The sequence below is a fragment of the uncultured Azonexus sp. genome, from assembly GCF_937982035.1.
Lineage (GTDB): Bacteria > Pseudomonadota > Gammaproteobacteria > Burkholderiales > Rhodocyclaceae > Azonexus.
The window spans coordinates 36,211-62,483 of sequence record NZ_CALJNI010000004.1; the positions used below are offsets into that span (position 1 = coordinate 36,211).

Genomic DNA, 26,273 nt, shown 5'->3' on the forward strand with positions numbered 1-26,273 from the left:
GGTGTGAAGAACGACACCATCGCCGCCATCGCCACGGCTCCCGGCCGTGGCGGGGTCGGCGTGATCCGGGTCTCGGGCAGCAATTTGCTGCCCTTTGCTTTTGCACTGACCGGCAAGACGCCGAAACCGCGCTACGCCACGCTCGCCGATTTCCGTGCCGCCGACGGCACGACCATCGACACCGGCCTGCTGCTGTATTTTCCCGGCCCCAATTCCTTTACCGGCGAGGACGTGCTCGAACTGCAGGGTCATGGCGGCCCGGTGGTCATGCAGATGCTGCTTGCCCGCTGTCTCGATCTCGGTGCGCGCCTGGCCGAACCGGGTGAGTTTTCCCGCCGCGCCTTCCTCAACGGCAAGATGGACCTGGCCCAGGCCGAGGCCGTGGCCGACCTGATCGACGCCGCTACCGCCAGCGCCGCCCGTTCCGCGGTGCGTTCGCTGCAGGGCGAATTCTCGCGCGCGATCGGCGAACTCAATGAGGAACTGATCAACCTGCGCATGCTGGTCGAGGCGACGCTGGATTTTCCCGAGGAAGACATCGATTTCCTGCACGCGGCCAATGCCTTCGGCCGGCTGGAACGCCTGCAATTGAAGCTGGCCGAGATCTTCGACCGCGCCGGCCAGGGCAAACTGCTGCAATCCGGCCTGCACGTGGTCCTTGCCGGCCAGCCCAATGTCGGCAAATCGTCCCTGCTCAACCGCCTGGCCGGCGACGATCTGGCCATCGTCACGCCGATTGCCGGTACCACGCGCGATGCCTTGCGCTCGACCATACAGATCGAGGGCATCCCCCTGCACATCATCGATACCGCCGGCCTGCGCGATACCGAGGACGTCGTCGAGAAGATCGGCATCGAACGCAGCTGGCAGGAAATCGAGCGCGCCGACGTGGTCGTCCTGCTGGTCGATGCGAATACCGGCGTGTCGGCGCTGGACCGCGACATTCTCGAACGCATGCCCGAGCGTCTGCAGCGCATCACCGTCTATAACAAGATCGACCTCGCCGGCCGCGAGCCGGAGCGTCATGACGAAGCCGACGGCGTCGCCATCTCGCTGTCGGCCAAGGCCAATCGCGGGATCGAGCTGCTGCGCCAGGAATTGCTGCGGATCGCCGGCTGGCATCAGGCGGAAGATGTATTCATCGCCCGCGAACGGCATCTGCGGGCGCTGGCGGCGGCCCAGGAACACATTGCGGCGGCCCGCAAGGTCGTCGAAGGCGCCCTGCCGGCGCTCGAACTGTTTGCCGAAGAACTGCGTCTGGCCCAGCAGTCACTGGGTCAGATCACCGGCGAATTCACTGCCGACGACCTGCTGGGCGTTATTTTCAGCCGCTTCTGCATCGGCAAGTAAGGCCTGTGCACAACACCGCGAACGAGCTGTTCGCAGTTTGTGGATGAATCTGCGTTTACGCGATCGTGGAAAAACTGTCCCCATTCGATCAACAGGCACTTCAGGCACTTGCCAAGACGGTTAAATAGCTTTTATATCTCTGATTTTGTTGTTTTTTTATTAGTTATCCACAGAACTGTTGTTCAGGTTGTTAACATAGTTCTTTTATTTAAGGTTCTATATAAAACCGTAAACAAATTCAGCGGCCGGCGCCAAGTACCCGCTCGATACGGCGCCTGATCGCTTCGCTACCGCTCGGGTCGCCTGCCCGTTCCAGTCTTTCCCGCTCCAGACTCAGCCAGGCCAGCAGCGGCCGGCGCCAGCCCTGGCCGGCAGCAGTATCGATGGCCAGGGTGATGCCTTCCGGCGGCAAGCGGCCGGCTTCGAGCAAGGCTGCCGCGGCGACCAGGCGAGCCAGCGGATCGTTGATGTTGTTCAAGGCTTGTGGGTTCTGCCAGGCCAGGCGCTGGCTTTCCGGCAACAGCTGGCGGTCGGCGGCGGGCAACGTACCGGACAGATAGGCGGCGTAGGCGTTCTCGGCCCGGCCGGCATCGCTGGCCAGGGTATCGAAAGCCGGACATTGACCGCCCTGCAGGCTGGCCAGGCGCACCGCGCAGGCGTGCAGTTCGACACGCGCCTGCTGGTCGGCGTCGCCGGTACGGGAAACCGCTTCGCGCGCCGCATTGAGCTGGATTTCGGCCAGTTTGTCGCGTCCTTCCAGCCACAGACGGGCATGGTTGCCGGTGGCGCTCTCGGCAGTCAGCAACCAGTCGGGCGGCGGCGGATGATTGGCACAGCCAACCAGCACCAGGGCAATCAGCGGGGTGAAGTAGTTCATGGCAGTTTCAACTCGCGTTCGCGGGCAAACGGCCATTTGCGGTTGAGGTCGTCGACCAGGCCGGAAACCTTGCGCAGGTTGAGATCGATTTCGGCGCGCAGGGCGTCGAGATCTTCGGTTGCCGCGCGCGTATTGCCGGTGATGGCCTTGACGTCGACCAGCGCCGCATCGACCTTGGCCAGACTGGCCCGGGCTTCGGTCAGCAACAGCCGGGTCTGTTCGAGTGAATCGATTACCTTGGCCACATCCGCGTCGTTGCCGAGCAAGGCGCCGAGCGCCCCGTGGCGACCGTTGAGGGTGGCGGTGAATTGGCGCATGTTGTTCAGGCTGCCGGCCAGCGCCGACTGTTCGGCAGTCATGCGCTGTAGGTTGTCCATGCTGGCCACCAGGGCCGATTGTTCGTTGGTCAGTCGTTCCAGATTGCCGACCAGGCGGGTGACCGTCGCCACCAGTTCAGGCACGCCGGAGGTCGCGTCGCCCATCAGCACTTCGCGGCGAGCACCGTCGGCTAGCGGTTCATCGTCGAGCATGCCGGTGAAGGCCCGCAGCCGGCTGCCGCCGACCACACCCTTTTCCAGCGTGAATACCGACGATGCCCGCAGCCAGCGCGCATCCTTTAGCGGTACCGAGACATGGAGATGGGCCTTGCCGTCGTCGCCGAGTTCGATGCGGTTGACCCGGCCGATGGGAAAACCGGAAAAGGTCAGGTCCATGCCGACCGCGACACCTTCCGAATTTTCCGCGACCAGCAGCAATTGCTGGTTTTCCTCGAACACGCCGCGGGCAGTCATGACGAAGATCACGAAGGCGACGATCAGTGCCAGCGTGACCAACAACAACGCGGCGGCCTTGCTTTCCGGGTGCTTGATGTTCGGCAGGTGGCTCGGGGATTCGTTCATGGTTCTCAGAAGCGTCGCAACATCAGGAAACTACCCTCGATCACTACCAGGATCAACAGCAGGCGGACCATCACCCGCATCTCACGCTGGCCGGTGTCGTACTTGCGTGGGTCGAGTACCACGGTGGCCGGGGCAATGCCGACGGCGATACCAAAGAACAGGATCTTGGCCGAGAAGGCAATGGCCAGGATCGGGTCGAAGACCTGGCCGATCAGCCGGGTGTACGCCGGCAAGCCCCACTGGTTGAAGCCATGGACCACGGGATAGGCGACCAGTAGCGAGACGATGCCGCCGACAATGGCCAGGATGACCACGGCCGCCGCATTGCCGACCGCGTACGGCAGCGCGTCGCGCAGGCCGGCACCGGGTTGGCCGGGCAGTGCCGCCAGGTGCAGCATGGCCATGGGCACGGCGCGCATGGCAACGAACAGCGTCGAGGCCAGCGGCAACAGTTCGACGACGAAGACCCGCAGGATGGCTTCCAGCGCCAGATGCGACAGACCGTAGCTGTCGGCACTGACGGCGACGATGCGGGTGAGGATGGCGCTGAGCAGCACGCAGGCCAGCAGGTAGCCGGGCAAAGTCTGCCAGGCGGCGCAGCAGAGGACGCTGGCCGAACGGCGACGGGTCGCCTGATCGTGGATGCGTGGCGAGAAGCTGGCAATCAGCAGCAAGGCGGCAAAGCCGAGGTAACGGTATTGTCCGGCCAGCCAGCCGGCCAGGCCGCTGCGCCGGATCAGCGGGAAAAGCTGTTGCAGTGGCTGGGCCATGCGCCAGACCGCCTAGCCGCGTTCTGCCTCCAGCCGGTTGCGGCGCAGGATGGCGTCGGCAATTTCGCGGCTGATGGTGTCGGCGTCGGGCAGTTTGTTCGGCCGGAAGACGATCATCGGAATCCCCAGGCTCTGCAGGGCAACGCGTTTGACTTCCTCGGCGTTGTCGATTTCCTGGCCGGTCGTCGGCCAGGCCAGCTCGATCGCGGCGACAATCGAAAAATCGGCGTCACAGACCACGAAATCGACGCCGCGGCCGGCCATCCGGCTCAGCCGCAGGGCTTCCTGGCGACCCCGGGCCAGCGCCAGCTGGGAGACGCCGACCTGGGTAAACACCCGCATGTTGGGCATGGCCTCGCACAGACGGTGGTAAAGTTCCTGCTCGCTGCTGTTGAGCAGCCGGTATTGCTTGGGTTTGCCGGTTTCGACGAAACGTGTCTGGGGATCGGCATCGGCCGGCGGTCGGACGGGTTCCCGATGAGCCCCGGCATAGCGCCGGTGGCTGGCGGTTTCGACGGCTGCCTGCCGCGCCGGGCGCCGGTTGATGAAAAACAGGATGCCGGCGACGGCCACTGCGGCGAGCGCGATAACCAGGGTCAGATTGTCCATTTCACTACCTCGCTCAGCACTTCGTCTTGAAGCCTCATTATAGCGACATGCATTACCGCCTAATTCCCCTTCGTCCGACCAGCGGTCAGTCCTGAGGCATCGATGGAAATCATTGCCCCTTTCGGCTGGTTGATCCTGGCTGCCTTCATCGCCGGTCTGGTCGATGCCGTCGTCGGCGGCGGCGGCCTGGTCCAGATTCCCGCACTGTTCGCCGCCCAGCCGGGCGTTGCGCCGGCCACCTTGTTCGGCACCAACAAGTTCGCCAGCGTCTTCGGTACCGCCAACGCCGCCTGGCGTTATGCCCGCCGGGTCGAGATGCCGTGGCGCACCATCCTGCCGGCTGCCCTCGCCGCCTTCGCGCTGTCCTACGCCGGTGCGGCGGCGGTGGCCTGGCTGCCCAAGGATGCGGTACGCCCGCTGATCCTGTTCCTGCTCATTTTCGCCGCCGGCTACACCTTGTTGAAGAAGGATTTCGGGCAATTGCACCGGCCCGCCCACAGCGGTCGGCGCGAACTGGCCTACGCCGTCCTGCTCGGCGGCGTGATCGGCTTCTATGACGGCTTCTTCGGCCCGGGCACCGGCAGCTTCCTGATCTTCCTGTTCATCCGCTTCTTCGGATTCGATTTCCTGCATGCCTCGGCCGGCGCCAAGGTCGTCAATGTCGCCACCAACCTGGCGGCGCTGGCCTTCTTCCTGCCCGCCGGCCACATCATCGCCGCGCTCGCCGGCGCCATGGCCGTCGCCAACATCGCCGGCTCGGTGGCCGGTACCTGGCTGGCGCTGAGGCATGGCAGCGGCTTCATCCGCATCGTCTTCCTGGTGGTGGTCGGGGTACTGATCGTCAAATTTGCCTGGGATACCTTTGCCGGCGTCTGAAGCCGGTTTTTCGCCTAAAATCGGGCGACTTCCCCGAGGTTTCCGATGCGCGTCACGCTAGTCCATCCCGCCGGTTTCAATTTCGTTCCCGGCCAGCCCGATTTTTCGGTGCTGGCCAACCGCATGCCGCCGATCGGCATCATGCAGCTGGCGTCGTGGCTGGAGAAATTCGGCCATCAGGTGGCCCTGCACGACTGCCTGGGACCCTATGCGCCGCCGGGAATTGCCGCCAACGCCGAAATCGTCCTGGCCAGCGAGCCGGAAATGGTCGGTTTCTCGGCGACCACCTCGGGTTTCATGGACGCCGTGGACATGGCGCTGTACATCCGCGAGAAGCGGCCGGACATCCGCATCGTTTTCGGCAATGTCCATGTCTCCTCGCTCGGTGCGCCGATTCTCGAACACTTCCCGGAAATCGACTACCTGGTCATCGGCGAGGGCGAAGGCGCCCTGCTCGACCTGGCCGACGGCAAGCCGCTGGCCGACATCGGCAACCTGATCTGGCGCGACCCGGCCGGGCGCATCGTCGTCAATCCGCGCCGTGACCGCATCCTCGATCTCGATGAGTTGCCGTTCCCGGCCTACGAGAAGCTGGCCGGCTTTCCGCACGCCTATCACCTGCCGCTGTTCGCCTACGAAAAGCGCTATGGCGCGACCATGATCACCTCGCGCGGCTGTCCCTATACCTGCTCGTTCTGCGACCGCACGGTGTTCGAGCGCCTGTACAAGACCAATTCGGCGCAATACACCTACGACCACATGAAGTACTTGCGGGACAACTTCGGGGTCTACCACATCAACATGTACGACGACTTGTTCACCGCCAAGAAGCAGCGCGTGATGGACCTGTGCGACCTGTTGATCGAGAAGCCGCTCGGCGTGCAGTGGAATTGCGCGATCCGCACCGGCCATACCTCGGACGAAATGCTGGCCAAGCTCAAGCAGGCCGGCGCGCTGATGGTGTCGATGGGCGTCGAGTCGGCCGATCCGGGGATGATGGAACGGCACAAGGCCGGGGTCACGCTCGACGCGGTGCGCGATACGGTGCGTCAGATCCACGCCGCCGGTTTGCGCGCCAAGGGCCTGTTCATTTTCGGCATGCCGGGCGAGACGCCGGAGACGGTGAAGGTGACCAGCGACTTTATCCTCTCGCTCGATCTCGACGAGATGAACATGACCAAGTTCAGCCCGCTGCATGGCGCCCCGATCTGGGAGGAATGCGTCAGCGGCGAGTCCGGCGATTTCATCGAGGACTGGCGGCTGATGAACTGCCTGAACTTCGTTTTCCTGCCCAAGGGCTTTTCCTCGCGCGACGAGATGGACGCGCTGTACAACTGGCATGTCAAGCGCTTCTACGACAGCAAGGCTTACCGCCGCCGCTTCGCCGGCCGGCTGTGGCAGCATCGCTGGAGCCTGTGGCATGTGTTGAAGCACCTGCCGGAAACCATTGCCGCGGCCCGTTACTTCAGCGCCAACAAGGCGCAGATCGAACAGGCGCGGCGCGACTTTGCCCTGCACCCGCGTCAGCCGCTCGGGCTCAAGCCGATGCTGTCGACCGACCTGCAGGTGGACAACATTGTTGCCATGTCGCCGGTGAAGCTGTCGCGACGCGAGGCGATGAAGCAGATCATTCCATTGGTTTACGAAAGTCAGTCGGCGTGTTCGTCCCCGGTACCGGGGGCAGCGCTATAATCTCCCCCCTGCCCGCGGGGGCTTGCGCATGCCGGCCCGGCACAAAAAGATAATTTCTGCCCGCCACAGAGAACAGGGGAATGTCCGATGGAACAGCAAACACAGCAGCCTGAACGCAGCCAGTGCGACGTGCTGGTGATCGGCGGTGGCCCGGCCGGGACGACGGTGGCGCCGCTGCTGGCGGAAAAGGGTTACAAGGTGGTGATTCTCGAGAAGTCGCATCATCCGCGCTTCCATATCGGCGAGTCGCTGTTGCCAGCCAACCTGCCGTTGTTCGAGCGCCTGGGTGTGGCCGACGAAGTCCGCGCCATCGGCATGGAAAAGCGCGGCGCCGAATTCGTTTCGCCCAGTCACGATACGCCGCAGGTCTTCCACTTTGCCGACGCCTGGGACAAATCCATGCCCTACGCCTATCAGGTGCGGCGTTCGGAATTCGATACCGTGCTGATCCGCAACGCGGCGAACAAGGGCGTCGAGGTGCACGAGGGCTGCCGCGCCCGCACCGTCGACTTCCAGGCCGACGACAGCGTGCTGATCAGTGCGGTCCACGACGACGGTCGCGAACAGGTGTGGCAGGCGCGCTTTGTCGTCGATGCTTCCGGTCGCGATACCTTCCTCGCCAACCGCTTCCAGATCAAGCACCGCAATCCCAGGCACAACAGTTCGGCGGTCTATGGCCATTTCTCGCAGGCGCGCCGGCATCCGGGCAGCGAGGCCGGGAACATCACCATCTACTGGTTCGAGCACGGCTGGTTCTGGTTCATTCCGATGATCAACGACGTCACCAGCGTCGGCATGGTGACCTGGCCCTACTACATGAAGACGCGCGGCGAGCGCAGCCTGGAGCAGTTCCTGCGCGACGGCATCGCCATGTGTCCGCCGCTGGCCGAGCGGCTGAAGGATTCGACCCTGGTGCACGAGGTCGAGGCGACCGGCAATTTCTCCTACGTGTCCGAGCGCAACCACGGGCGTAATTACCTGCTCCTCGGCGATGCCTATGCCTTCATCGACCCGGTGTTTTCCTCCGGCGTCTGGCTGGCGATGAACAGCGGCGTCATCGGCGCCGAGGCCATCGATGCCTGCCTGAAGAACCCGGCCGCGGCACCGGCGGCGCTTAAGCGCTTCGACCGCCTGATGAAGCACGGACCGAAGGAATTCTCCTGGTTCATCTACCGGGTGACCAATCCGATCATGCGCGACTTCTTCATGTTTCCGAAGAACATTTTCCGCGTCAAGGAAGCCCTGCTGTCGGTACTGGCCGGCGACATCTTCGGCAAGACGCCGATCTGGCGCTCGATCTGGATGTTCAAGGCGCTCTATTACGGTGCCAACCTGCTGCAGCCGAAGCGTGCCTTCATGGGGTGGAAGCGGCGACGTTTCAATATCCGGCGGGTGGAAGACCCGGCGATGAATACGCTCTGACGTGGCGGGTCTGGTATTCCTGACGACCGCCGACGATGCAGGCGTTCCACGTGAAACCGCGCGCATCCTCGGTGGCGCCCGTCTGGGCGGCGGCCTGCCGGCGGCCGGCTGGCCGGAACAGGGCATTGCTGCCGCCCTGCCCGGCATTGCGCCGCCGGCGCTGCGCGAACTCTGGCTGAGTCCGGTCGACTGCCAGCAGGGCGTTGACGAAGGCATCGCCTGGCGCCGCACCGGCGATGTCCTGTATGGCGTCATCGAAGTGGATGAGGCCGATTTTGCCGGCGATGCGCGGACACCCCTGCAGGCGGCGAGCGAGACGGCCTACCGGCGCATCTTCCGCCTGCTCGATGCGCAGGGTCTGCCCGAGTTGTGGCGGGTGTGGAACTACCTCGCCGCGATCAACGAGGAAAGCCACGGGCTGGAGCGTTACCGCCAGTTCAACCTCGGTCGCCAGGATGCCTTCCTCGCCTGCCACCGCGGGGCCACCGGCAACGTGCCGGCGGCCTGCGCCCTCGGCCTGCGCGACGGTCCGCTGTCGATCGCCTTCCTGGCCGGCAAGCAGCCGGCGGTGGCGGTGGAAAACCCGCGCCAGGTCAGCGCTTACCATTACCCGGCCGATTACGGCCCGCGCAGCCCGACCTTCTCGCGGGCGGCGCTGGCTTATCCGCCGGGCCAGGAAATCCTGTTCATTTCCGGCACGGCCAGCATCGTCGGCCATCGCAGCATGCATGTCGGTGATGTGGCCGCGCAGACGCGGGAAACGCTGACCAACATCCTGGCGGTGCTCGGCGAAGCCAATCGTCTGTCGCAGCAGGCCGGTTTCCGGCCCGATCAACTGCTGTGCCGCGCCTACCTGCGCCATGCCGACGACTGGCCGACGGTCGCCGCGGTGATCGAGGAAATGCTCGGGCCGGTCGAAGTCTGTCCGGTCGTCGCCGATGTCTGTCGCGCCGATCTGCTGGTCGAGATCGAAGCCATGGCGATGGCGGCCCGATGAGCGGAACGCGTTCGGGCCTGCTCTGGCGGACCTATGAATTCCTGGCCATGTTGCTGGGGCTGGGCGCCCTGGCCCTGATCTGCCTGCTCTGGCTACCCTTTGCCCTGCTGCTGAAGCCCCTGTTGCCGCGGCGTCTCGGGCAGCGCCTGGGGCGCTTTGCCATCCGCAACGGCTTTCGCGTCTATCTCGCTTTCCTTGAAACGGTGTGTGCCTGTCGTTTCGACCTGCGCGAACTCGATCAACTGCGCGATGCCGGCCCGTTGATCGTGGTTGCCAACCACCCTTCCCTGCTCGATGCGGTGATGATCCTGTCGCGCCTGCCGAATGCCGTCTGCGTGATGAAGGCGGCCTTGCTCGACAACATCCTGTTCGGTGCCGCCGCGCGGATGGCGCGTTACATCCGCAACGATGTGCCGCTCAAGATGATCATCGATGCCCGCGAGGAACTGCAGGCCGGTGCCCAGTTGGTGATCTTTCCCGAAGGCAGCCGCACCCAGGCATTTCCGCTCGACCCCTGCATGCCGACCGCCGGACTGATCGCCCAGCGCGCCGGGGTGCCGGTGCAGGCGCTGTTGATCGAATTTTCCACGCCCTATCTCGGCAAGGCCTGGCCGTTGTTCCGCCGGCCGCAGTTGCCGTTGCATTGCCGGATTCGTCTTGGTCAGCGCTTTGCGCCGCCGGCCAGCGTCACCGCCTTCACCGGCGAACTCGAAGCCGCGTTGCGCCAGGCGCTGGCCGCATCGCCATCTCCGCTACCCCGTGCCTGAATGCCCATGCCCAGCCCCTCGACCCGCCACCTCGTCCTGATTCCGAGTTACAACCCCGGCCCTGCCGTGGTCGATACGGTGCGTGCCGCGCGCGCCCAGTGGACGCCGGTTTGGGTGGTGGTGGACGGCAGCACCGACGGTTCGACGGAACGTCTGAAGGCCCTGGCGGCGGACGATCCCGGCCTGCGCGTGATCGTCCTGCCGGAAAACCGCGGCAAGGGCGCGGCGGTGCTCGAAGGCATCACGCTGGCCGCGGCCGAGGGCTACACCCACGCCTTGACCATGGATTCCGACGGCCAGCATCCGGCGGCGCTGATCCCCGATTTCATGGCCGCATCGCAGGCCGAGCCGGCGACGATGGTGCTCGGCCGGCCGGTGTTCGACGCCGACGCGCCGGCGCTGCGGGTCAACGGGCGCAAGGTCTCGAACTGGTGGGCTAATCTGGAAACCTTGTGGATGGGCATCGGCGATTCGCTCTACGGTTTTCGCGTCTATCCGGTGCAGCCGCTGATCCGCGTCATGCGTGCCAACCGCTGGATGCGCCGTTTCGATTTCGATCCCGAGGCGGTGGTCCGCCTGTGCTGGGCCGGCGTGATGCCGCGCAACCTGGATGCACCGGTCCGTTACTTCCGTGCCGACGAAGGCGGTGTCTCGCATTTCCGTTACCTGCGCGACAACGTGCTGCTGACCTGGATGCACAGCCGTCTCTTCCTCGGTTTTTTGTGGCGCCTGCCGGCTCTGGCCTGGCGTCGTCTGAATACTCGCTGAACACAGGATCATGCCCAAGAACTCCGCCCTCAAGGATGACCGCCGCCTCGACACCTATTTTGCCGGGGAGGACCAGCGCCGGGCGGTGACCCGCGACATGTTCAACGAGGCCGCACCGGGTTACGACAACGCCGAACGCATCACCGCGCTGGGCAGCGGCAGCTGGTACCGTCGCGAGGTCCTGCGGCGCTGCGGCGTGAAACCCGGGATGGCGGTGCTCGACGTTGCCGCCGGTACCGGTCTGGTCACGGCCGAGGCGCAGGCGCTGGTCGGGCCCGGCGGCCGGGTGGTGGCGCTCGACCCGTCGCCGGGCATGCTCGCCGAACTACAGAAGAAGCTGGCCGTGGAAACCCTGGTCGCCTACGCCGAGTCGATTCCCCTGCCCGAAGCCTGCGTCGATTTCGTTTCCATGGGCTATGCCTTGCGCCACGTCGGCGACATGGATGCGGCGTTTGCCGAATACTTCCGCGTGCTGCGTCCGGGCGGACGCGCCTGCATCATGGAAATCAGCCGCCCGGCCGGACGTTTCGGCCGCCTCGCGCTACGCGCCTACATCGGCGGCGTGGTGCCGCTGCTGGCCCGGCTGTCCGGTCGGCATGCCGACGTCCGCCGCCTGTGGGCCTACTACGGCGACACCATCGAGGCGGCCATCGACCCGGCGACCATCCTCGCCGCCATGCGCCGCGCCGGTTTCGTCGATGTCGATTGCGCGGTGACCTTTGGCGTTTTCCGCGAGTACGTCGGTCGCAAACCATGAACACCACCGAACTTTTCCTGATCGCGATGATGCTGATCTTCGCGCTGCCCTGGCTGATCTGGCGGATCGGCCGTACCGAGTATTACGCGCCGCTGGTCGTCGTGCAGATCCTGACCGGCATTCTGCTCGGTCCGGGGGTGCTCGGCCAGGCCTTCCCCGACTACTACCGCTTCGTGTTCACGCCGGGGGTCATCCAGTCGCTCAATGGCATTGCCTGGTGGGCGGTGATGATCTTCGTGATGATCGCCGGGATCGAACTCGATCTCAAACAGGCCTGGCAGCATCGCCGGGAAAGCGGCATCACCGCCGGGCTGGCGCTGGGCACGCCGCTGTTGTTCGGCGCCGCCGCCGCCGGCGTGATGTTGCTCAGCGACGGCTGGCTGGGCAGTCAGGGCCAGTCCTGGCAATTCGTCCTCGGCGTTGGCATGGCCTGCGCGGTGACGGCGCTGCCCATCCTGATCCTGTTCATGGAAAAACTGGCCGTGCTGCGCCAGCCCATCGGCCAGCGCATCCTGCGTTATGCCAGTATCGACGATATCGCCATCTGGGGCGTGCTGGCGCTGATCCTGATGGACTGGACCCGGGTCGGTCGGCAGTTCTTCTTCCTGCTGGCGTTCGCCTTGATCGCCTGGTTGTTCCGCAAGCTGATGGCCCGCCTGAGCGAAGGCGACCGCTGGTACGTGGCGCTGATCTGGCTGGCGGCCTGCGGTTTCGGCGCCGACTGGGCCGGCCTGCATTTCATGGTCGGTGCCTTCCTGGCCGGTGCGGTGATGGAAGCCGAATGGTTCGACCAGGAGAAGATGGACCAGTTGCGCCATCATGTCCTGCTCGTGGTGATGCCCGTTTTCTTCCTGTCCACGGGCCTGCGCACGACCTGGACGATGGGTGGCGAAGCGGTGTTCTTCGCGGCCGGCCTGCTGCTCGTCGCTTCCGTCGCCGGCAAGCTGATCGGCGTGCGCATCGCCGGCCGCGTGCTCGGCTGGGCGCCCGGCGAAGCCAGCATCATCGGCTGGTTGCTGCAGACCAAGGCGCTGATCATGATCATCTTCGCCAACATCCTGCTCGACCGCGAGATCATCAGCAGCGGTGCCTTTACCGCCTTGTTGCTGATGGCGGTCGCCAGCACCATGCTGACCGTGCCGATGGTGGCGCCCAAACTGGCGCGCCTGCGCGAATTGATCGGCCGTTCGGCCTAGCGGATCACCAGGCGGCCGTTCTCGCGCCGCACCGGCATGGCGAAGTCGAAAAGATCGGCTTGCGCGCACAGGTCGAGATCGGCCGCTGGCAGGTTGGGCCAGGTGCCGGCGCTGAAGCGGCGGCCGAAATCGGAAGCGCGGACCCGCTGTTCGTAATGCTCGGCAGCAGGCTGTTCGCCGAGCAGCAGCGCTTCCAGGTAATCGGCACAGGCGATGTCTTCGTCGCCGTCACGATCCACCCACTCGCCGGTGATCACGAAGCAGACTTCGTCCGGCTTGTCGGCGCGGATTGCCGCGGCCGTGGCGCGGGCGCAGACCAGTGCGCAGGCGTACAAGCGGCGGGCATGATGAAAGCGCTGCAGGCCGCGCACGCCGGCGGCGGTGCTCATGACCAGGCTGCGGCCGCTCAGGTCGAGGCCGGCCAGTTGCGCCGGCGAATTGCCGAAATCGAAACCGGGTACCGGATCGCCACCGCCGACGGCGCCGACCGACAGGGCATTTTCCATCTGTCCGGCCAGGCCGGCGGCGCTGCTGACGTTCTCGACCGGGTAGATGGCGCTGGCGCCGCGCGCCAACGCGACGGCGGCGGTGGTGAAGGAGCGCAGCACGTCGATGACGACGACCGTGTCGGCGTCGGTCGGTCGGGCCTGGACGCGGTTCAGGAAGACCCGGGAAAAGCGCATCGCCGCCTCAGAGCATGGCGCCGTTGATCGAGATGATCTGGCCCGAAATGTAGGCCGCCTTGTCGGAGGCGAGGAAGGCGACCAGTTCGGCGACCTCGTCCGGCCGGCCGGCCCGCTGCATCGGCACCAGCTTGCGCACGGCCTCGGCGTCGAAGGCACCGGCACTCATGTCGGTATCGATGATCCCCGGCGCCACGGCATTGACCGTGATGCCGCGGCTGGCGACTTCCAGCGCCAGCGACTTGGTCGCCGCGTGCAGCGCGCCCTTGGCCGCCGAGTAATTGACCTGGCCGCGATTGCCGGCCAACCCGGCGACCGAGGTGATGTTGATGATGCGGCCCCAGCGGGTACGGATCATCGGCAGGCTGAGCGGCTGGGTGACGTTGAAGAAGCCGTTGAGCGAGACGTCGAGCACGCTTTGCCACTGCTCGCCGCTCATCCCGGGAAAGACCGCGTCGGCGTGGATGCCGGCGTTGTTGACCAGGATCTGGATGCTGCCGGCTTCGAGCAGGCGCTCGATGGCGGCGGCGCTGGCGGCGCGTTCGCTGACGTCGAAGGCGATCGCTTCGGCGCTGCCGCCAGCAGCGACGATCTCGGCGACCAGGGTTTCGGCGCGGTCGACGTGGCGGTTGGCGTGGACGATGACGTGATGGCCGTCGGCGGCCAGGCGACGGCAGATGGCGGCGCCGATGCCGCCGCTGCCGCCGGTGACGAGGGCGCGTTTCATGGGGCTGACTCCGTGACCAGGCGGCCGGCGTCGAGGATCACCGCGGCGCGCCCGGCGAGCAGGGCTTGCCCGCGATGGGCGACGGCGAACTGGTAGAGGATGGTGTTGCCGTCGCCGGACAGGCGCTCGGCGTGGATGTCGAGATCGTCCGGCAGGTCGTCGAGCCGGGCGACATGCAGGTGCACGCCGCGCACACTGGTCAGGTAACCCTGGCGCGGCGTCTCGTCGGCGCCAGCCAACAGGGCGCCATGGACGGCCATCGCCTGGGCGGCGTACTCGATGCCGGCGGCGGAACCGAGTCGCTCACCGTCGCGCAGGGGGTTGTCGGCGGCACGGTGGCTGCTGGCCCGGCAGCGGATTTCCCCGGGCGACCAGTCGGTCACCGTGTCGAGCAGGCACATGCTGCCCTGGTGCGGGATGTGCGCGGCGATCCAGGCGCGGTCTAGCATGGCTGGACTTCGACCGCGAGCTGCATCGGCGGCAGGTAGTCGAGGCAGACGCGGCCGGCTTCGCCGCGCGCCAGCGTCTGCAGCATGGGCAGCGAACGCAGGGCGGGAATGCTGGTGCGCAGGCTTTCCAGCGCAGCGTCGGCGAGGTGTTCGGCGGGTTCGTCGGTCGGGGTCACGGTGATCATGCACTGCGAGCGCTCACTCTGCTGTGGGCTGAGCAATAGCGCCACCCCGCCGCAATCCGGCGTGTCGCGTTTGGCGTGCAGCGGTGCCGGATATTCACTGTCGTAGGCGATCAGCAGTACCGGCTGGCCGTCGACCAGCAACTGGCCGAGGGCGTCGAGCAGGCCGGCGCCGAAACTGGCGTCGTAGGCGCAGATGACCTGGCACGGCGCCATCGCGTGGGTGGCGATGCCCCAGTAGCCGGCGGCGGCGTTGTGCACCGAGTTGTGGAAGCGGGTCGGCGAGATCTGTCGGTCGTCGGTCGCCAGTTGCTCGCACAGCGCGTGGCAGTTGTGGCCGTCGGCGCCGGAAGCGGCAAAGACCGTGGTCAGCGTGGCTACGTCGGCGGCGGCATGGGCGGCGGCTTCGAGGCCGATGGCCAGGGTCAGCTTGACCACCCGGCTGGCCCGGCGTCGCTCGGCCGGCGGCAGGATGGCCGGCGCCGGCAACTGCGACGGGGCGGCGCCCAGCGCCTGTTCGCCGCGCAGCACGGCGCGGGCGGTCGGCCAGTCGGGAAGGCCGGGGGCGAGGAAGCCGATGCCGTCGATCCAGGCGTTCAGGGTCGGGTTCATGCGGCGGCTCCGAAAATCAGGCTGCAATTGCTGCCGCCGAAACCGAAGGAGTTGGACAGTGCGTAACGAACCTTGCCTGGGCGGGCTTGCAGCAGGTAGTCGATGGCAATTGCCGGATCGAGGTTTTCCGTCCCCGGGCTGCCCGGCAACAGGCTGTCGCCGATGGCCAGCGCGCAGATCACCGCTTCGACCGCGCCGGCGGCGCCGAGCGTGTGGCCGGTGGCGCCCTTGGTCGAACTGCCGGGAACGCGCCGGCCGAACAGCGCGGCCACGGCCTTGCCCTCGGCGGCGTCGTTGGCCGGCGTCGCCGTGCCATGCAGGTTGATGTAGTCGATCTCGTCGCTGCTCAGGCCGGCCGAGCGCAACGCTGCTTCCATTGCCAGGCGGGCGCCGAGGCCTTCGGGATGTGGCGACGACATGTGGTAGGCATCGCTCGATTCACCGGTGCCGAGCAGCAGGATGTCGCCGCGCTGTGCTCGGTCGGCGCGTTCGAGCAGGGCGAAGGCGGCACCCTCGCCGATCGAGATCCCGTCACGGCCCGCGTCGTACGGCCGGCAGGCCTGGGTCGAGGTCAGTTGTAACGAGGCAAAGCCGTACAGGGTGGTCAGGCACAGGCTGTCCACGCCGCCGACGATGGCGGCGTCGATGCTGCCCAGCGCCAGTTGGCGGGCGGCGGCGGCAAAGACCTTGGCGCTCGACGAGCAGGCGGTGGAAATGGCCATCGCCATGCCGGTGAGGCCGAAGTAGTCGCGGGTGAACTCGGCCAGCGAAAACGAGTTGTGCGTGGTCCGGTAGATGAAATCGTCGGGCAGCGCGCCGCTGTCGGGGTCGCGTCGGCGGTAGGCAAGTTCGGTCTGCAGGATGCCGGCGGTGCTGGTGCCCAGGAACACGCCGACCCGCGCCGGGCCGTAGCGGGCGACGGCGGCACGGACCTGATCGGCGAAGCCGTCGGCTTCCAGGCCCATCTGCGTCAGCCGGTTATTGCGGCAGTCGTAGGCGGCCAGCGCCGGCGGCAGCACCTGGGTGTCGACACCGGGCACTTCGCCGATCCAGGTCGGTAGGTCCACGCTTTCGAAACGGCAGGGCTGCAGTCCGCTGCCTCCGCTGGCCAGTGCCGCCCGGGTGGCGGCGAGGCCGCAGCCGAGGGCGGTGGTGGCGGTGAAGGAGGAAAGCAGCAGTGGCGTCACGTCGGCATCCGGTACGGGGTGGCGGGAATTCTAGCAGAGCCCTATTCCGCTGCTGCGGATTGCTCCAGTTCGGCGATCACCTGGGCACCGAGCAGGAGCAGCACGGCGGCCATTTCCATGAAGAACAACAGGACCACGGCGGTGGTCAGGGAACCGTAGACGACGCCGATTTTGGACACCGTTGTGAAGTACCAGATCAGGCCGTGGCGCAGTAACTCCCACAGCAGCGCACCGGCCAGTCCGCCGAGCAGGGCGTGGCGCAGACGGGTGCGGCCGACCGGGACGATCAGGTAGATGGCGGCCAACACCAGGCTGACCAGGGCGATGCCGAGCACGGGAAAAAGAAATCCGACGATGCCGCTGAGCGACCAGCGCTGGCCGAGCAGCACCAGATTCTCACCGGCAAGGGTCTGCAGCGCGAGCGTGCCCAGGGTGAGCAGCAGCAAGGCAATGCCCAGGACGACGACCAGGCAGTAAGGCAGGATGGCGGACACCAGCGCATGCCGTTCCTGGTCCTTGCCACGATGGGCGAAGATCACCGCCATCGCCTTCTCCAGCACCGAGAAGGCTTGCGAACTGAAGAACAGCAGCGTGCCGAGCATGACCAGGCTGATCGAGCGTCGCCGGTCGAGGAAGCGGGAAATGTCGGCGACCAGGTTGTCGGCCAGGCTGGGCAGCAGCCAGTCGAGGTAGAGTTCGATGGTGTCGAGCAGCAGGCCGCGCTCGACCAGATGCGACAGCCCCACGACTGACAGGATCAGCAGGGGCAGCAGCGACAACAGCGCGTAGTAGGCGATGGCACCGGCCAGCAACAGCCCCTGGTTGCGCCGGAAGCCACGCCCGGTGCGCAGGGCGAAGTCCAGCAGCGGCAGTTGCCTCAGCCAGCCAGCGGGCATTCTGCTTGGGCGGTCGGCGGCATACGGCAGACCAGCATGACGTTGGCGAAGGGTTTGCCCTCGTTCATTTCCATGGTGCTGACCGAGAAACCGAGGCTTTCGAGCAGCGCCACCCACTCGGCGAGCGGCCGGCAATAAAGCCGCGGCAGGCGGTGGCCGCGGACGAAGGTGACCGCATGATCCACCCAGTTGCACAGGTGGTAAGGCAGACCGGCCGAGGCGTCGCCGATGCGGGTCAGGAACAGCCCGCCCGGCGGCAGTGCGGCGCGGATGCGGGTGAGCACGTCCTGCTGGCCGGCGTGGTCGAAGTAATGAAGGGCGTCGAGGATGGTGACGACGTCGGCGTGGCCGAAATCGACCCGGCACATGTCGCCCTGGCGGATATCGACCAGCGGGTGGTCGCGGCCGAAAGCCCGGGCGGCGCGGTCGACGTCCTTCTGCATCAGTTCGTAGCCGCGCAGGCTCAGCGCCTTCGGTGCCGGCGCCCAGTCGGCCGGCCAGTTGCCCTGTTCGTGCAGCTTGCGGGCGGCGAGCAGCCAGCCGAACAGGCTGCCCTGGCCGCAGCCGAGGTCGAGGTAATGACCTTCGGCCGGGAAAATCCCCTGGCGCAGCAGTTCGCGGAAGATGCAATCGGACGACAGCTTGCCGCGGGCGTAGTGGTAGGCGAATTTGCCGCCGCCGCGGAAGGGCAAGGTGGCTTCGTCGAGCAGGGTGTTGAGGAAAGTTGCGTGGTTCATCGGCAGGCTTCGTCGAGGGTGACGGGGATGAGTTTGCGTTCGCCAAGCGTCGCCAGCAAGCGCGGCAGCACCGCCAGGATGACCGGCTGGCCGTCGGCCGTGCGGGCGGCGTTGCCGTCGTGCAGCAGCAGGATGTCGCCCGCGGCGAGTTGGCGGCTCAGTCGGCGCAGCACGGTGTCCGGGTCGCTGCAGCGGGTGTCGTAGGGGCGCCGCGTCCATGCCGCCAGTTGCAGGTCGAGGCTGGCCAGCACCGGGTCGAGGAAGGGATTGCGCAGGCCGGCGGTGGCGCGGAAGTAGCGCGGGCGCCGGCCGCAGACTTCGCCCAGCGTGACCTGGGCGGCACGGATGTCGGCGCGCATGCGGCCCGGGCCGAAGGTGGCGAAGGCTTTGGCGTGGGCATCGCCATGATTCTCGACCTGATGACCGCGGGCGACGATTTCCCGACACAGCGCCGGGTTCTCGCGCACGCGCCAGCCGATGCAGAAGAAGGTGGCGCGAGCCCCGGCGGCGTCGAGCAGGTCGAGCACCTGCGGCGTCACCTCGGGGTCGGGGCCGTCGTCGATGGTCAGGGCGATTTCCCGGCGGGCGGCGGCCGCAGCCGGCAGCCGGGTCAGATTGGGGCCGAGCAGGGTCGAGCGTGGCAACAGTCCGGCGACGGTGAGCACGGCATGGTTGGCGACCAGCAGTGCCAGCGCCCAGGGCCAGCTTGCCGGCGCCACGACGACCGCGAGCAGCGCCCCGGCGTGCAGGACGAAGCTGGCTTTCAGCGCGGGAGAAGGTTTCCAGGGACGGGCCATGGCTCAGGCGGAAAAATGGCCGGCGGCCAGGAAATCGTCCCACAGTCGCTGCCAGGCTGGCCAATCGTGGCCGCCGGGCACGGTGTGGCGGCAGGCTTCGGGAAAGCGTTCGGCGAGCTGTTGCATGCCGGCGGCGAAACGGTCGTCGCGGCCGTGGCCGATGAAGGCCGGCAGCGACGGCGGCGTCTTCAGCCAGTGCCAGACGCGGAATTCCGGGTCGCTCAGTTGTTCCGGCGTGGCCTGCCAGGCGTCGATACCGCCGGCCACCTGGATGGCATTGGTGGTCAGGCGACTGCCCGGATAAGGGGCGAGCAGGCACAGGCCGTCGATGCTGTCCGGCTGGTCGGCGGCCTGGCACAGGGCCAGCAGGCCGCCGAGCGAGATACCGCCGAGCCAGACCCGGCGGTAATCGCGGCGGGCTGGCGCGAGGATATCCCGGTGCACAGCTGGTAGCGCCTCGCCGCCGGAAATGCGTTCCAGGTCGAGGTCGACGGCGCACAGGTCGAGCCCGGGCTGGCGGGTTTCGGCACGGCTAAAGAAACCGGCGGCGACGAAATCCTCGGGCCGCATGTAGGCACCCGGCAGCAGCACCAGCAGGTCGCTGCCGCCCTGGTCGAGCCGGAGGGTGCGCAGTGCAGTGCTCATGTCCGCGTTCCACGTGGAACGAACATCGCCGCCAGGAGCAGCGCCAGGATGGCGCCGGGACCGACGGTCAGACCGATGGCCTTGAGTACCGGGACCGAGGACAGGGCCAGCGTGCCGAAGCCGATGGCAGTGGTCAGGTTGGCGACGCCCATCGAACTGAGCGTTTCCGGGTCGGGTCTTTCCTGGCTGGCGCTGCGGTCGAAGAACAGGGCGTAATTGGAGCCGACGGCGACGATCAGCAGCAGCCCGACCAGGTGCAGGAGATGCAGCCGCTGCCCCAGCAGGTGCAGGCCGGCGACGACGAAGACGACGGCGATCAGCAGCGGCAGCAGGACGCCGGTCAGGCGCAGTGGCGAACGCAGGCTGACGGCGAGCAGCAAGATGACCGCTCCGACCCCGGCCAGCGACAGGCGGATCGCTTCGCTCAGGTAGTCGCTGTAGAGAGCGTCGAATTCGGCCTTCATGTCGATGAACAGGGCGTCGCTGCCGGCCAGTGCGGCACGGACCTGTTCGGCCGGAATCGACAGTTCGTCGCCGTCGATGCGGGGATGCAGCGGCAACAGCACGCTCCAGCCGTCGGCGCGTTGCAGCATCAGGCTGTCGACGGCCAGCGCCAGGCTGCTGCCGGCCAGATTCTCGCGGCTGAGCGGTGGTGCCGTACGGGCCGCTTCGACATCGGCGACGAAAGCGTCCAGGCGGTGGGCGGAAAGCGGCAGGTCGACCAGAGCGACGGCCAGGCGTTGGCGCAGGACGGCGGATTCGGGCAAGGCGGCGCGGCGCTGGTCCTGGCTGGCCCGGCTGGGCAGGAAGCGGGCCGGACTGTCGTAGCCGCCGATGATGCCGGCGTCGACCAGGCGGTCGAGATGCCGGCCGGTGCGCTCGGCCGCCTGCAGCGCGGCTTCCCGGTCGGCGCCGTTGACGACGACCAGGTAGCGCGAGTCCGGGGCGCCGAGGTCGGCGCGCAACTCGCCGTCGATCTGTGCATCGGCCTCGCTGACCGTGCTCAGGGCCGAGAGATCGGGATGCCAGAGCTGGTCACGCTGGTTGATCAGCCAGCCGGCGGCGATGACGGCCAGCAACAGTACCGGCAGGCGCAGCCGGGACAGGCCGTCAAGGCCGCTTTCCATGAGCCTGATCAGTGGGCGCGGTGTGTTCGTGACCGCGACCGGGCCGGCCAGATGGGGCAGGACGAAGCGGGTCACCAGTGCGGCCGTCAGGATGCCTGCCAGCGAATACAGGCCGAGCTGGGCCAGGCCAGGGAAACCGGAAAACAGCAGTGCACCGAAACCGCAGAGCGAGGTGGCGACGCCGAGGCGGATCGTCGGCCAGAAACGCTGGCGCCAGCCGTTCAGGCCGAGACGTCCGGATTGCATGAAATAGTAAGTCGAGTAATCGACGGCCTCGCCGATCAAGGCAGCGCCGAAGCCGACGGTGATGCCGAAGACCGTGCCGTAGACCAGGCTGACGGCGACGATGCCGGCGAGCGCACCGCTGAGGACCGGCAACATGCCCAGGCCGATCAGTCGCGGCGAGCGGTAGATGAAGAACAGGACGGCAATGATCGCCAGGCTGCTGATCGAAGTCAGCAGCAGGACTTCGTGCTTGATCTGGGCGCGGGCCTCGACGGCGAAATGACCGGGGCCGGAGAGTTGCAGGCTCAGCCCCTCGGCGCCCAGCGCCTGCCGGGTTTCGGCGAACGCGCTGCGGATGCTGAGGATGGCGGCTTCCTGGCCGTCGGTGTCGGCGCCCAGTGCACGGGTCTGCACCAGCAGCATGGCGCGCTCGCCGTCACGCGATGCCCACACGCCGTCCCGGCTGGCTGGCTGGCTGGCGCTGCCGAGTCCGGCCAGGATGGCGGCCAGTTCGCCGGTGGGATCGCGGGTCAGGAAGGGTTTGAACAACATGCCGGCCGGCGAGGCCAGCAGGTCGATGCTGTCGCCGATGGCCGCGTGCAGTCCGTCGACGGTGAAGCGTTCTGGCGTGACCGCCGGGCTGAGCAGGTAGCGATGGGCCAGCAACAGGTCGCGGTCCTGATCAAGGTGGCTGGCTTCGCCGTTCTGGATCGAGACGAAAGCATCCTGTTCGGCCAGACGCTGACGCAGATCGCGTGATGCGGCGGCGCGTTCGCCCGCGTCGCCGCCGACGATGGCCAGCATCAGCAGGCGTGAGACCGCGCCCTCCTTGATCTGCTCGATCAGTACCTGCTGCTCGGCGCTGGGCTCGGCCGGCAGGAAGAAACTCATGTCGGCGGAAAAGCGGCTGTTCCAGGCAATCATGCCGCCGACCAGCATGGCCAGCAGCCACAGCAACAGGACGCGCAGCGGACTGGGTTTCATCGTCCGCCAACCGGTTCGATGGTCAGCAGCGAACGGTCGCCGTCAGCCTGCAGGTATTCGATGCTGCGCATCTGGTTGCCGCTGCCGCTGACCACGATGCGCAGCACGAAACTGGCCATCTGCTGCTCACGCGGCAGCATGGTGAGCACCCACTTCTCCCTGGTGCCCGAGAGGTGAAGGAGGTAGTTGCGCTCCAGCGCAGCCCGGTTGCCGGCCAGCGTGCCGCGGATGCTGTCCACGAAAGCCAGCGCCTGCGGCTGGCTGGCCAGGTTGATCGACAATTTCTGCTTGTCGCGTTCCAGCGTCAGTAGATCCTTGTCGAGGATCATCAGTTCCGGTTTTGGCGTCAGCGTGCGTTTTTCGAGACGATCGGGGGCGATGTAGATCATCTCGCCGGTTGCCTTGAGCGGCTTGTCGAGCACGGCCAGGAAGCGGGTTTCGACGAACTTCGCCTTGCCGCCCGGGTGTCGGGCTAGGTCCGCCATCAGGCTGCCGACGTCGAAGGCGGCCCAGGCGCTTTGGCCCAGCAGGGCGAAAAAGAGGCCGGCAGTGAGGAGCTTTTTCATTTTTTCTGCCAGAAATCGAAGAAGTTGAACCAGTTGTAGGGCGTTTGGCGACAGTGGGCTTCCAGTCGTCCGGCGTAGGCGCGGACGGCGTCGGCGATGGCCTGTTCACGGTCGGTGCGGGTGACGTGCGAAAAATCGGCCAGCGGTTCGAAGTGTATGCGATAGCGGTTGCCGCCGAGATACAGACCGGCCATGAAGAAGACCGGCCGTTGCAGCATCGCTGCCATGCGCCAGGGGCCGAGCGGAAAGGCGGCGGGCTGGCCGAGAAAATCGCAGTCCAGGGTCGCGTCGTTACCCAGCCCACGGTCGGCCAGCATGCCGACCAGGTAGCCCTGGGCCAGCCGGTCGCGGGCGGCGAGCATCGAGTCGACCCGGCCAAGCGGCAGGATGTCCTCGGCCGCGCGCGGGTTGATTGCCTGCAGGGTGGCGTTGATCTTGCGAGCGTTTTCCTCGTACATCAGCATCGCCACCTGCAGCCCCGCCCTGCCCCGGCCGACCGCCCGCAATACCTCGAAACTGCCAAGGTGGGCGCCGATCAGCAGCGCGCCCGGTTGCCTTGCCAGCGCTTCGTTGAGGGCTTCGGCACCGATCACCTCGATGTCGAACAGGTCGAAGCGGTCGTTGAGCAGGTAGATGCGGTCGTGGATGGTGCTGGCAAAGTTGAAGACGTGGCGGTAGCCGTCGGTCCATTGCGCCCAGCGTCCGAGTGCCCGGTGCAGGTAAGCGCGGCTGGCGCGGCGGGCGGTCGGTGCGAACAGGACGTAGTAGGCGGCGATGCCGTAAAGCACCAGTCGGCCGACGGCGCGGCCGAAGGTCAGCGAAATCCAGACCATCAGCTTGAGGATCGCCAGGTTGCTGCGCTCCTGTTGCTGGCGCCAGTCGCTTTCCGGTTTCATGGGCTGGGCGTCAGGTTACCGCTGGCGACCAGGCGCTCGCCGGCGCGCACGCTGAAGGCGATGCTCGCATTGGCGGCACGGTTGAGGGTGAAGACCAGGGTTTCACCGGGGCCGACCGGACTCAGGAACTTGGCGTTACCGACTTGCCACCCACCGACACGCCGGCCCAGCCAGGTTTCGGCACAGGCCATGGCGCGGTCGAGCAGAACGACGCCGGGAACAATCGGCCGCCCGGGGAAATGGCCGGCAAACGCCGGGTGATCGACGGGCACTTGCCAGGTGAATGCTTGGTGCTCAGTCATGGGGCTTGCGTGCCTCGTGGAGCGCCAGCAGGGCCTGCCGGGGCAGTTTGCCGGTACTGTTGCGCGGCAGCGAGTCGACGAAGGTCAGCGGTCGCGGCAGGAAGACCGGGTCGATGCGCTGCCGCAGCGCCTGCAGCAGTTGCGCGCGGTCCAGCGAAGGGGCGACGACGAAGGCGGTCAGGCGGGTCACGCCGTCGATACTGTCGTCGTCGGGCAGGAAAAAGGCGGCATCGACGACACCGGCGATGCTGGTGATCTGGTGATCGAGCCAGGCCAGCGAGGTGCGCTTGCCGGCGATGTTGATCAGGTCGCTGTGCCGGCCGAGCAAGGTGAAACTGCCGTCGTCGTGGCAGTCGATGCGGTCGCCGAGCGGCACCCTGCCCTCGACATGACCGCCTTCGGCACAGGTCTGGTCGCCGTCGCTGCTCAGCCTGACCCCTGGCAGCAGTTGCCAGCGCGGGCCGGCCAGGGTGCGCCGGCTGGCCAGCTGGCCGCTTTCGGTCGACCCGTAGATTTCCCGGACCGGTGCGCCGCAACGGGCTTCGGCCCGGCCGGCGAGATCGGCCGACAGCGGCGCGGTGGCCGACAGCAGCAGGTCGAGCGGCGGCAGCGGAATGTCGGCGGCGAGCAGCGTGGACAGGTGGAAGGGCGTGGTCACCAGCAGGCGGGGTTGCGGCACCGCGGCCAGCGCGGCGGCGATGTCCTGCGGGTAGAAGGGCTTGCCGGCCCAGAAACGGCAGCCGCCATGCAGCGCCAGCAGGAAGGTCGATTCGAAGCCGAAACTGTGCTGTGCCGGCACCGTGCCGACGATGTTCATCGGTGTTGCCAGCAGGCCGAGCGCGCGGGCGCCGGCCTCGGCGTTGTCGACCAGCTTGCCCCAGGTCTTGCGGTGCGCCTGCGGCAGGCCGGTGGAGCCGGAGGTAAACAAAATGGCGACGACGCGTTCGGCAGCGATACCCGGGATTTCGCGGATATCTTCGGGAGCAACTGCCGACAGGTCGGGGAAATCGACGCAGGGCAGCGTGCCGGCAGCGAACGGGCCATCGCGCAGGCAAACGGTGCCGGGATGCGCAGCTTCGATCTGCGCCAGGGTCTCGGCCGATTGCGAGGCCGGTTGCAGGCTGGTCTTGCCGGCCAGCAGGCCGGCGACGAAGCCGACGGCGAAACGGTAGCGGTCGGTGCAGACATTGAGCAGGCAGTCGCCGGCCGGCAGTTGGCGGGCCAGGGCGCTGGACTCGGCCAGGAAGCGGCGGACGCTGACCGGCCCGTCGGCCCGCCAGGCCAGCGTGTCGTCGAGCCCGTGGCGCGCGATCAGGGGACGCAGGCTCATGGCGTGCGCTCCGTCGGGCGGGTGCCGGCCCGGTAGGCCTGGATCACCGTGAGAAAGCTCGGGCGCTCCTCCGGCGGCAGGACACGCAGCCGAACCAGGTGTTCGGCCAGGAACATCAGGCCGATCAGCGGGCCGGTCAGCAGATTGGCGTGGATCGACCAGATCTCGGCCGGTGCGAACAGGAACAGCAGGGTCGATACGCCGGCATTGCCGAAGAAGAAGGCGGTCCAGGCGACGGTCACCTGGCGCGTGTAACGCGCCTTGCGTTCGGAAATGCCGTCCCGGAAAACGGTCCGGGCAATGCGCGTGATCAGGGCTTCGCCGGGACCGAACAGCGTGCGACCGAACAGGATGCCGAGCGCGACATGGGTGCCGAGGTGCTGCAGGTAGTACAGCAGGGCGACGTTCTGTCGCAGTTGCGGCCACAGCCAGGCAAGCAGCAGGACGCCGGCCAACACGCCGGCGATGCGCAGCCAGAGGGCGCTCTGGCGCCACAGCAGCAAACCGGCGACGAAGACCAGGGGCAGGACGCCGAGCGTGGTATTGATGTCGGGATGGCCGCCGCCGGCGCTGCCGAAGTGGGCGGCCACGGCCCAGGCTGCGAACAGCAGGAGCACGGCCAGGCCGCGCAGCAGCGGGACCGGGCCGGTCGACATTACTGGCTGCGCTGGCTGGCGATATGCGCGGTCAGGGCGCGCAGCGAGGAGAAGATGCGGACGTTGTCCTCGTTGTCCGAACGCAACTGGAAGCCGTAGCGCTTGGAGACGACCAGCGAGATTTCCAGGACATCGATCGAATCCAGGCCCAGGCCTTCGCCGAACAGCGGCGCGTCAGCGTCGATTTCGGCCGGCGTCATTTCGAGATTGAGGGCGGAGACGATCAGTTCGGCGATTTCCGGCAGCAGCGCGGCGACGGTTTCCGGGGTGGGCGTGGTGGTCATGAGGTGTT

Annotated in this window: 29 protein-coding genes; 9 read left to right on the top strand and 20 right to left on the bottom strand. The window is 66.8% G+C overall.

Annotation, left to right across the window (positions count from 1 at the left end; translation table 11 throughout):
- The first annotated feature begins 3 nt into the window (after positions 1 to 3).
- Entirely contained in the window at positions 4 to 1,350 is a 1,347-nt protein-coding gene (gene mnmE / locus Q0799_RS02765; protein ID WP_298393925.1) for a tRNA uridine-5-carboxymethylaminomethyl(34) synthesis GTPase MnmE, read from the top strand.
- Between the two features lie 238 nt (positions 1,351 to 1,588).
- Here mnmE and Q0799_RS02770 read toward each other — a convergent pair whose 3' ends face one another.
- The 4 genes from Q0799_RS02770 to Q0799_RS02785 are packed head-to-tail and all read right to left on the bottom strand — an operon-like array spanning position 1,589 to position 4,505.
- Positions 1,589 to 2,227 carry a hypothetical protein gene (locus tag Q0799_RS02770; protein WP_298393927.1) on the bottom strand — a complete coding sequence of 213 codons (639 nt, stop codon included), beginning with the start codon at positions 2,225 to 2,227 and terminating at the stop codon, positions 1,589 to 1,591.
- The gene (locus Q0799_RS02775; RefSeq protein WP_298393929.1) at positions 2,224 to 3,126 is read right to left on the bottom strand and encodes an MlaD family protein; all 903 of its coding nucleotides are present in this window, start codon (positions 3,124 to 3,126) and stop codon (positions 2,224 to 2,226) included. Before Q0799_RS02775 ends, Q0799_RS02770 begins: the two co-directional genes overlap by 4 nt.
- Before the next feature lie 5 nt (positions 3,127 to 3,131).
- Positions 3,132 to 3,896, bottom strand: coding sequence for a hypothetical protein (locus tag Q0799_RS02780; protein WP_298393931.1), 765 nt, complete (start codon positions 3,894 to 3,896; stop codon positions 3,132 to 3,134).
- Between the two features lie 12 nt (positions 3,897 to 3,908).
- A complete protein-coding gene (locus Q0799_RS02785; RefSeq protein ID WP_298393933.1) occupies positions 3,909 to 4,505 on the bottom strand; it encodes a DUF2726 domain-containing protein in 597 nt (198 codons plus the stop codon).
- Between the two features lie 102 nt (positions 4,506 to 4,607).
- Between Q0799_RS02785 and Q0799_RS02790 the strand changes: the two genes are divergently transcribed.
- From Q0799_RS02790 to Q0799_RS02825, 8 genes are all read left to right on the top strand, one after another.
- Positions 4,608 to 5,381: a TSUP family transporter gene (locus Q0799_RS02790; protein ID WP_298393935.1), complete on the top strand. Its 774-nt coding sequence runs from the start codon at positions 4,608 to 4,610 to the stop codon at positions 5,379 to 5,381.
- A gap of 45 nt (positions 5,382 to 5,426) precedes the next feature.
- Complete coding sequence (locus Q0799_RS02795) at positions 5,427 to 7,073, top strand: radical SAM protein (protein ID WP_298393937.1); 1,647 nt, start codon at positions 5,427 to 5,429, stop codon at positions 7,071 to 7,073.
- 87 nt (positions 7,074 to 7,160) lie between these two features.
- The gene (locus tag Q0799_RS02800; RefSeq protein WP_298393939.1) at positions 7,161 to 8,495 is read left to right on the top strand and encodes an NAD(P)/FAD-dependent oxidoreductase; all 1,335 of its coding nucleotides are present in this window, start codon (positions 7,161 to 7,163) and stop codon (positions 8,493 to 8,495) included.
- A gap of 1 nt (position 8,496) precedes the next feature.
- Entirely contained in the window at positions 8,497 to 9,492 is a 996-nt protein-coding gene (locus tag Q0799_RS02805; RefSeq protein WP_298393941.1) for a hypothetical protein, read from the top strand.
- Positions 9,489 to 10,259 (top strand): 1-acyl-sn-glycerol-3-phosphate acyltransferase, encoded by a 771-nt coding sequence (locus Q0799_RS02810; RefSeq protein WP_298393943.1) that lies wholly within the window; start codon positions 9,489 to 9,491, stop codon positions 10,257 to 10,259. Before Q0799_RS02805 ends, Q0799_RS02810 begins: the two co-directional genes overlap by 4 nt.
- Positions 10,260 to 10,265: 6 nt before the next feature.
- Positions 10,266 to 11,027: a glycosyltransferase family 2 protein gene (locus Q0799_RS02815; RefSeq protein WP_298393945.1), complete on the top strand. Its 762-nt coding sequence runs from the start codon at positions 10,266 to 10,268 to the stop codon at positions 11,025 to 11,027.
- Positions 11,028 to 11,037: 10 nt separating this feature from the next.
- Positions 11,038 to 11,784: a class I SAM-dependent methyltransferase gene (locus Q0799_RS02820; RefSeq protein ID WP_298393947.1), complete on the top strand. Its 747-nt coding sequence runs from the start codon at positions 11,038 to 11,040 to the stop codon at positions 11,782 to 11,784.
- Positions 11,781 to 12,980, top strand: coding sequence for a cation:proton antiporter (locus Q0799_RS02825; RefSeq protein ID WP_298393949.1), 1,200 nt, complete (start codon positions 11,781 to 11,783; stop codon positions 12,978 to 12,980). The genes Q0799_RS02820 and Q0799_RS02825 overlap by 4 nt, the downstream gene beginning before the upstream one ends.
- Here Q0799_RS02825 and Q0799_RS02830 read toward each other — a convergent pair.
- The 16 genes from Q0799_RS02830 to Q0799_RS02905 are packed head-to-tail and all read right to left on the bottom strand — an operon-like array spanning position 12,977 to position 26,265.
- The gene (locus Q0799_RS02830; RefSeq protein WP_298393951.1) at positions 12,977 to 13,663 is read right to left on the bottom strand and encodes a 2-phosphosulfolactate phosphatase; all 687 of its coding nucleotides are present in this window, start codon (positions 13,661 to 13,663) and stop codon (positions 12,977 to 12,979) included. The two genes, Q0799_RS02825 and Q0799_RS02830, sit on opposite strands and share 4 nt — an antisense overlap.
- Before the next feature lie 7 nt (positions 13,664 to 13,670).
- Positions 13,671 to 14,390, bottom strand: coding sequence for a 3-oxoacyl-ACP reductase FabG (gene fabG / locus Q0799_RS02835; protein ID WP_028993867.1), 720 nt, complete (start codon positions 14,388 to 14,390; stop codon positions 13,671 to 13,673).
- Positions 14,387 to 14,839: a 3-hydroxylacyl-ACP dehydratase gene (locus tag Q0799_RS02840; protein WP_298393954.1), complete on the bottom strand. Its 453-nt coding sequence runs from the start codon at positions 14,837 to 14,839 to the stop codon at positions 14,387 to 14,389. Before Q0799_RS02840 ends, fabG begins: the two co-directional genes overlap by 4 nt.
- Positions 14,833 to 15,633 carry a beta-ketoacyl synthase chain length factor gene (locus Q0799_RS02845; RefSeq protein ID WP_298393956.1) on the bottom strand — a complete coding sequence of 267 codons (801 nt, stop codon included), beginning with the start codon at positions 15,631 to 15,633 and terminating at the stop codon, positions 14,833 to 14,835. The genes Q0799_RS02840 and Q0799_RS02845 overlap by 7 nt, the downstream gene beginning before the upstream one ends.
- Positions 15,630 to 16,820, bottom strand: coding sequence for a beta-ketoacyl-[acyl-carrier-protein] synthase family protein (locus Q0799_RS02850; protein ID WP_298393958.1), 1,191 nt, complete (start codon positions 16,818 to 16,820; stop codon positions 15,630 to 15,632). The genes Q0799_RS02845 and Q0799_RS02850 overlap by 4 nt, the downstream gene beginning before the upstream one ends.
- A gap of 41 nt (positions 16,821 to 16,861) precedes the next feature.
- The gene (locus tag Q0799_RS02855) at positions 16,862 to 17,716 is read right to left on the bottom strand and encodes a YihY/virulence factor BrkB family protein (RefSeq protein ID WP_298393960.1); all 855 of its coding nucleotides are present in this window, start codon (positions 17,714 to 17,716) and stop codon (positions 16,862 to 16,864) included.
- The gene (locus Q0799_RS02860; protein WP_298393962.1) at positions 17,698 to 18,453 is read right to left on the bottom strand and encodes a class I SAM-dependent methyltransferase; all 756 of its coding nucleotides are present in this window, start codon (positions 18,451 to 18,453) and stop codon (positions 17,698 to 17,700) included. Before Q0799_RS02860 ends, Q0799_RS02855 begins: the two co-directional genes overlap by 19 nt.
- Positions 18,450 to 19,250 (bottom strand): polysaccharide deacetylase family protein, encoded by an 801-nt coding sequence (locus Q0799_RS02865; protein ID WP_298393963.1) that lies wholly within the window; start codon positions 19,248 to 19,250, stop codon positions 18,450 to 18,452. Before Q0799_RS02865 ends, Q0799_RS02860 begins: the two co-directional genes overlap by 4 nt.
- Positions 19,251 to 19,253: 3 nt before the next feature.
- On the bottom strand, positions 19,254 to 19,895 hold the full coding sequence (locus Q0799_RS02870; RefSeq protein WP_298393965.1) for a hypothetical protein: 642 nt from the start codon (positions 19,893 to 19,895) through the stop codon (positions 19,254 to 19,256).
- Entirely contained in the window at positions 19,892 to 22,231 is a 2,340-nt protein-coding gene (locus tag Q0799_RS02875) for an MMPL family transporter (protein WP_298393967.1), read from the bottom strand. Before Q0799_RS02875 ends, Q0799_RS02870 begins: the two co-directional genes overlap by 4 nt.
- Complete coding sequence (locus Q0799_RS02880) at positions 22,228 to 22,797, bottom strand: LolA-related protein (protein ID WP_298393969.1); 570 nt, start codon at positions 22,795 to 22,797, stop codon at positions 22,228 to 22,230. Before Q0799_RS02880 ends, Q0799_RS02875 begins: the two co-directional genes overlap by 4 nt.
- A complete protein-coding gene (locus Q0799_RS02885; protein ID WP_298393971.1) occupies positions 22,794 to 23,693 on the bottom strand; it encodes an acyl-CoA synthetase in 900 nt (299 codons plus the stop codon). Before Q0799_RS02885 ends, Q0799_RS02880 begins: the two co-directional genes overlap by 4 nt.
- Positions 23,690 to 23,995 (bottom strand): hypothetical protein, encoded by a 306-nt coding sequence (locus Q0799_RS02890; RefSeq protein WP_298393973.1) that lies wholly within the window; start codon positions 23,993 to 23,995, stop codon positions 23,690 to 23,692. Before Q0799_RS02890 ends, Q0799_RS02885 begins: the two co-directional genes overlap by 4 nt.
- On the bottom strand, positions 23,988 to 25,325 hold the full coding sequence (locus Q0799_RS02895; protein WP_298393975.1) for an AMP-binding protein: 1,338 nt from the start codon (positions 25,323 to 25,325) through the stop codon (positions 23,988 to 23,990). The genes Q0799_RS02890 and Q0799_RS02895 overlap by 8 nt, the downstream gene beginning before the upstream one ends.
- Positions 25,322 to 25,981 (bottom strand): hypothetical protein, encoded by a 660-nt coding sequence (locus tag Q0799_RS02900; protein WP_298393977.1) that lies wholly within the window; start codon positions 25,979 to 25,981, stop codon positions 25,322 to 25,324. Before Q0799_RS02900 ends, Q0799_RS02895 begins: the two co-directional genes overlap by 4 nt.
- Complete coding sequence (locus Q0799_RS02905; RefSeq protein ID WP_281981624.1) at positions 25,981 to 26,265, bottom strand: phosphopantetheine-binding protein; 285 nt, start codon at positions 26,263 to 26,265, stop codon at positions 25,981 to 25,983. The genes Q0799_RS02900 and Q0799_RS02905 overlap by 1 nt, the downstream gene beginning before the upstream one ends.
- Positions 26,266 to 26,273 lie beyond the last annotated feature (8 nt).

Bases quoted from the DNA above. Each gene is read 5' to 3' on its own strand.
- Q0799_RS02770 (WP_298393927.1), bottom strand. From the start codon at position 2,227: ATGAACTACTTCACCCCGCTGATTGCCCTGGTGCTGGTTGGCTGTGCC.
- Q0799_RS02775 (WP_298393929.1), bottom strand. From the start codon at position 3,126: ATGAACGAATCCCCGAGCCACCTGCCGAACATCAAGCACCCGGAAAGC.
- Q0799_RS02780 (WP_298393931.1), bottom strand. From the start codon at position 3,896: ATGGCCCAGCCACTGCAACAGCTTTTCCCGCTGATCCGGCGCAGCGGC.
- Q0799_RS02785 (WP_298393933.1), bottom strand. From the start codon at position 4,505: ATGGACAATCTGACCCTGGTTATCGCGCTCGCCGCAGTGGCCGTCGCC.
- Q0799_RS02790 (WP_298393935.1), top strand. From the start codon at position 4,608: ATGGAAATCATTGCCCCTTTCGGCTGGTTGATCCTGGCTGCCTTCATC.
- Q0799_RS02795 (WP_298393937.1), top strand. From the start codon at position 5,427: ATGCGCGTCACGCTAGTCCATCCCGCCGGTTTCAATTTCGTTCCCGGC.
- Q0799_RS02800 (WP_298393939.1), top strand. From the start codon at position 7,161: ATGGAACAGCAAACACAGCAGCCTGAACGCAGCCAGTGCGACGTGCTG.
- Q0799_RS02810 (WP_298393943.1), top strand. From the start codon at position 9,489: ATGAGCGGAACGCGTTCGGGCCTGCTCTGGCGGACCTATGAATTCCTG.
- Q0799_RS02815 (WP_298393945.1), top strand. From the start codon at position 10,266: ATGCCCAGCCCCTCGACCCGCCACCTCGTCCTGATTCCGAGTTACAAC.
- Q0799_RS02820 (WP_298393947.1), top strand. From the start codon at position 11,038: ATGCCCAAGAACTCCGCCCTCAAGGATGACCGCCGCCTCGACACCTAT.
- Q0799_RS02825 (WP_298393949.1), top strand. From the start codon at position 11,781: ATGAACACCACCGAACTTTTCCTGATCGCGATGATGCTGATCTTCGCG.
- Q0799_RS02830 (WP_298393951.1), bottom strand. From the start codon at position 13,663: ATGCGCTTTTCCCGGGTCTTCCTGAACCGCGTCCAGGCCCGACCGACC.
- fabG (WP_028993867.1), bottom strand. From the start codon at position 14,390: ATGAAACGCGCCCTCGTCACCGGCGGCAGCGGCGGCATCGGCGCCGCC.
- Q0799_RS02840 (WP_298393954.1), bottom strand. From the start codon at position 14,839: ATGCTAGACCGCGCCTGGATCGCCGCGCACATCCCGCACCAGGGCAGC.
- Q0799_RS02845 (WP_298393956.1), bottom strand. From the start codon at position 15,633: ATGAACCCGACCCTGAACGCCTGGATCGACGGCATCGGCTTCCTCGCC.
- Q0799_RS02855 (WP_298393960.1), bottom strand. From the start codon at position 17,716: ATGCCCGCTGGCTGGCTGAGGCAACTGCCGCTGCTGGACTTCGCCCTG.
- Q0799_RS02860 (WP_298393962.1), bottom strand. From the start codon at position 18,453: ATGAACCACGCAACTTTCCTCAACACCCTGCTCGACGAAGCCACCTTG.
- Q0799_RS02865 (WP_298393963.1), bottom strand. From the start codon at position 19,250: ATGGCCCGTCCCTGGAAACCTTCTCCCGCGCTGAAAGCCAGCTTCGTC.
- Q0799_RS02870 (WP_298393965.1), bottom strand. From the start codon at position 19,895: ATGAGCACTGCACTGCGCACCCTCCGGCTCGACCAGGGCGGCAGCGAC.
- Q0799_RS02875 (WP_298393967.1), bottom strand. From the start codon at position 22,231: ATGAAACCCAGTCCGCTGCGCGTCCTGTTGCTGTGGCTGCTGGCCATG.
- Q0799_RS02880 (WP_298393969.1), bottom strand. From the start codon at position 22,797: ATGAAAAAGCTCCTCACTGCCGGCCTCTTTTTCGCCCTGCTGGGCCAA.
- Q0799_RS02885 (WP_298393971.1), bottom strand. From the start codon at position 23,693: ATGAAACCGGAAAGCGACTGGCGCCAGCAACAGGAGCGCAGCAACCTG.
- Q0799_RS02890 (WP_298393973.1), bottom strand. From the start codon at position 23,995: ATGACTGAGCACCAAGCATTCACCTGGCAAGTGCCCGTCGATCACCCG.
- Q0799_RS02895 (WP_298393975.1), bottom strand. From the start codon at position 25,325: ATGAGCCTGCGTCCCCTGATCGCGCGCCACGGGCTCGACGACACGCTG.
- Q0799_RS02900 (WP_298393977.1), bottom strand. From the start codon at position 25,981: ATGTCGACCGGCCCGGTCCCGCTGCTGCGCGGCCTGGCCGTGCTCCTG.
- Q0799_RS02905 (WP_281981624.1), bottom strand. From the start codon at position 26,265: ATGACCACCACGCCCACCCCGGAAACCGTCGCCGCGCTGCTGCCGGAA.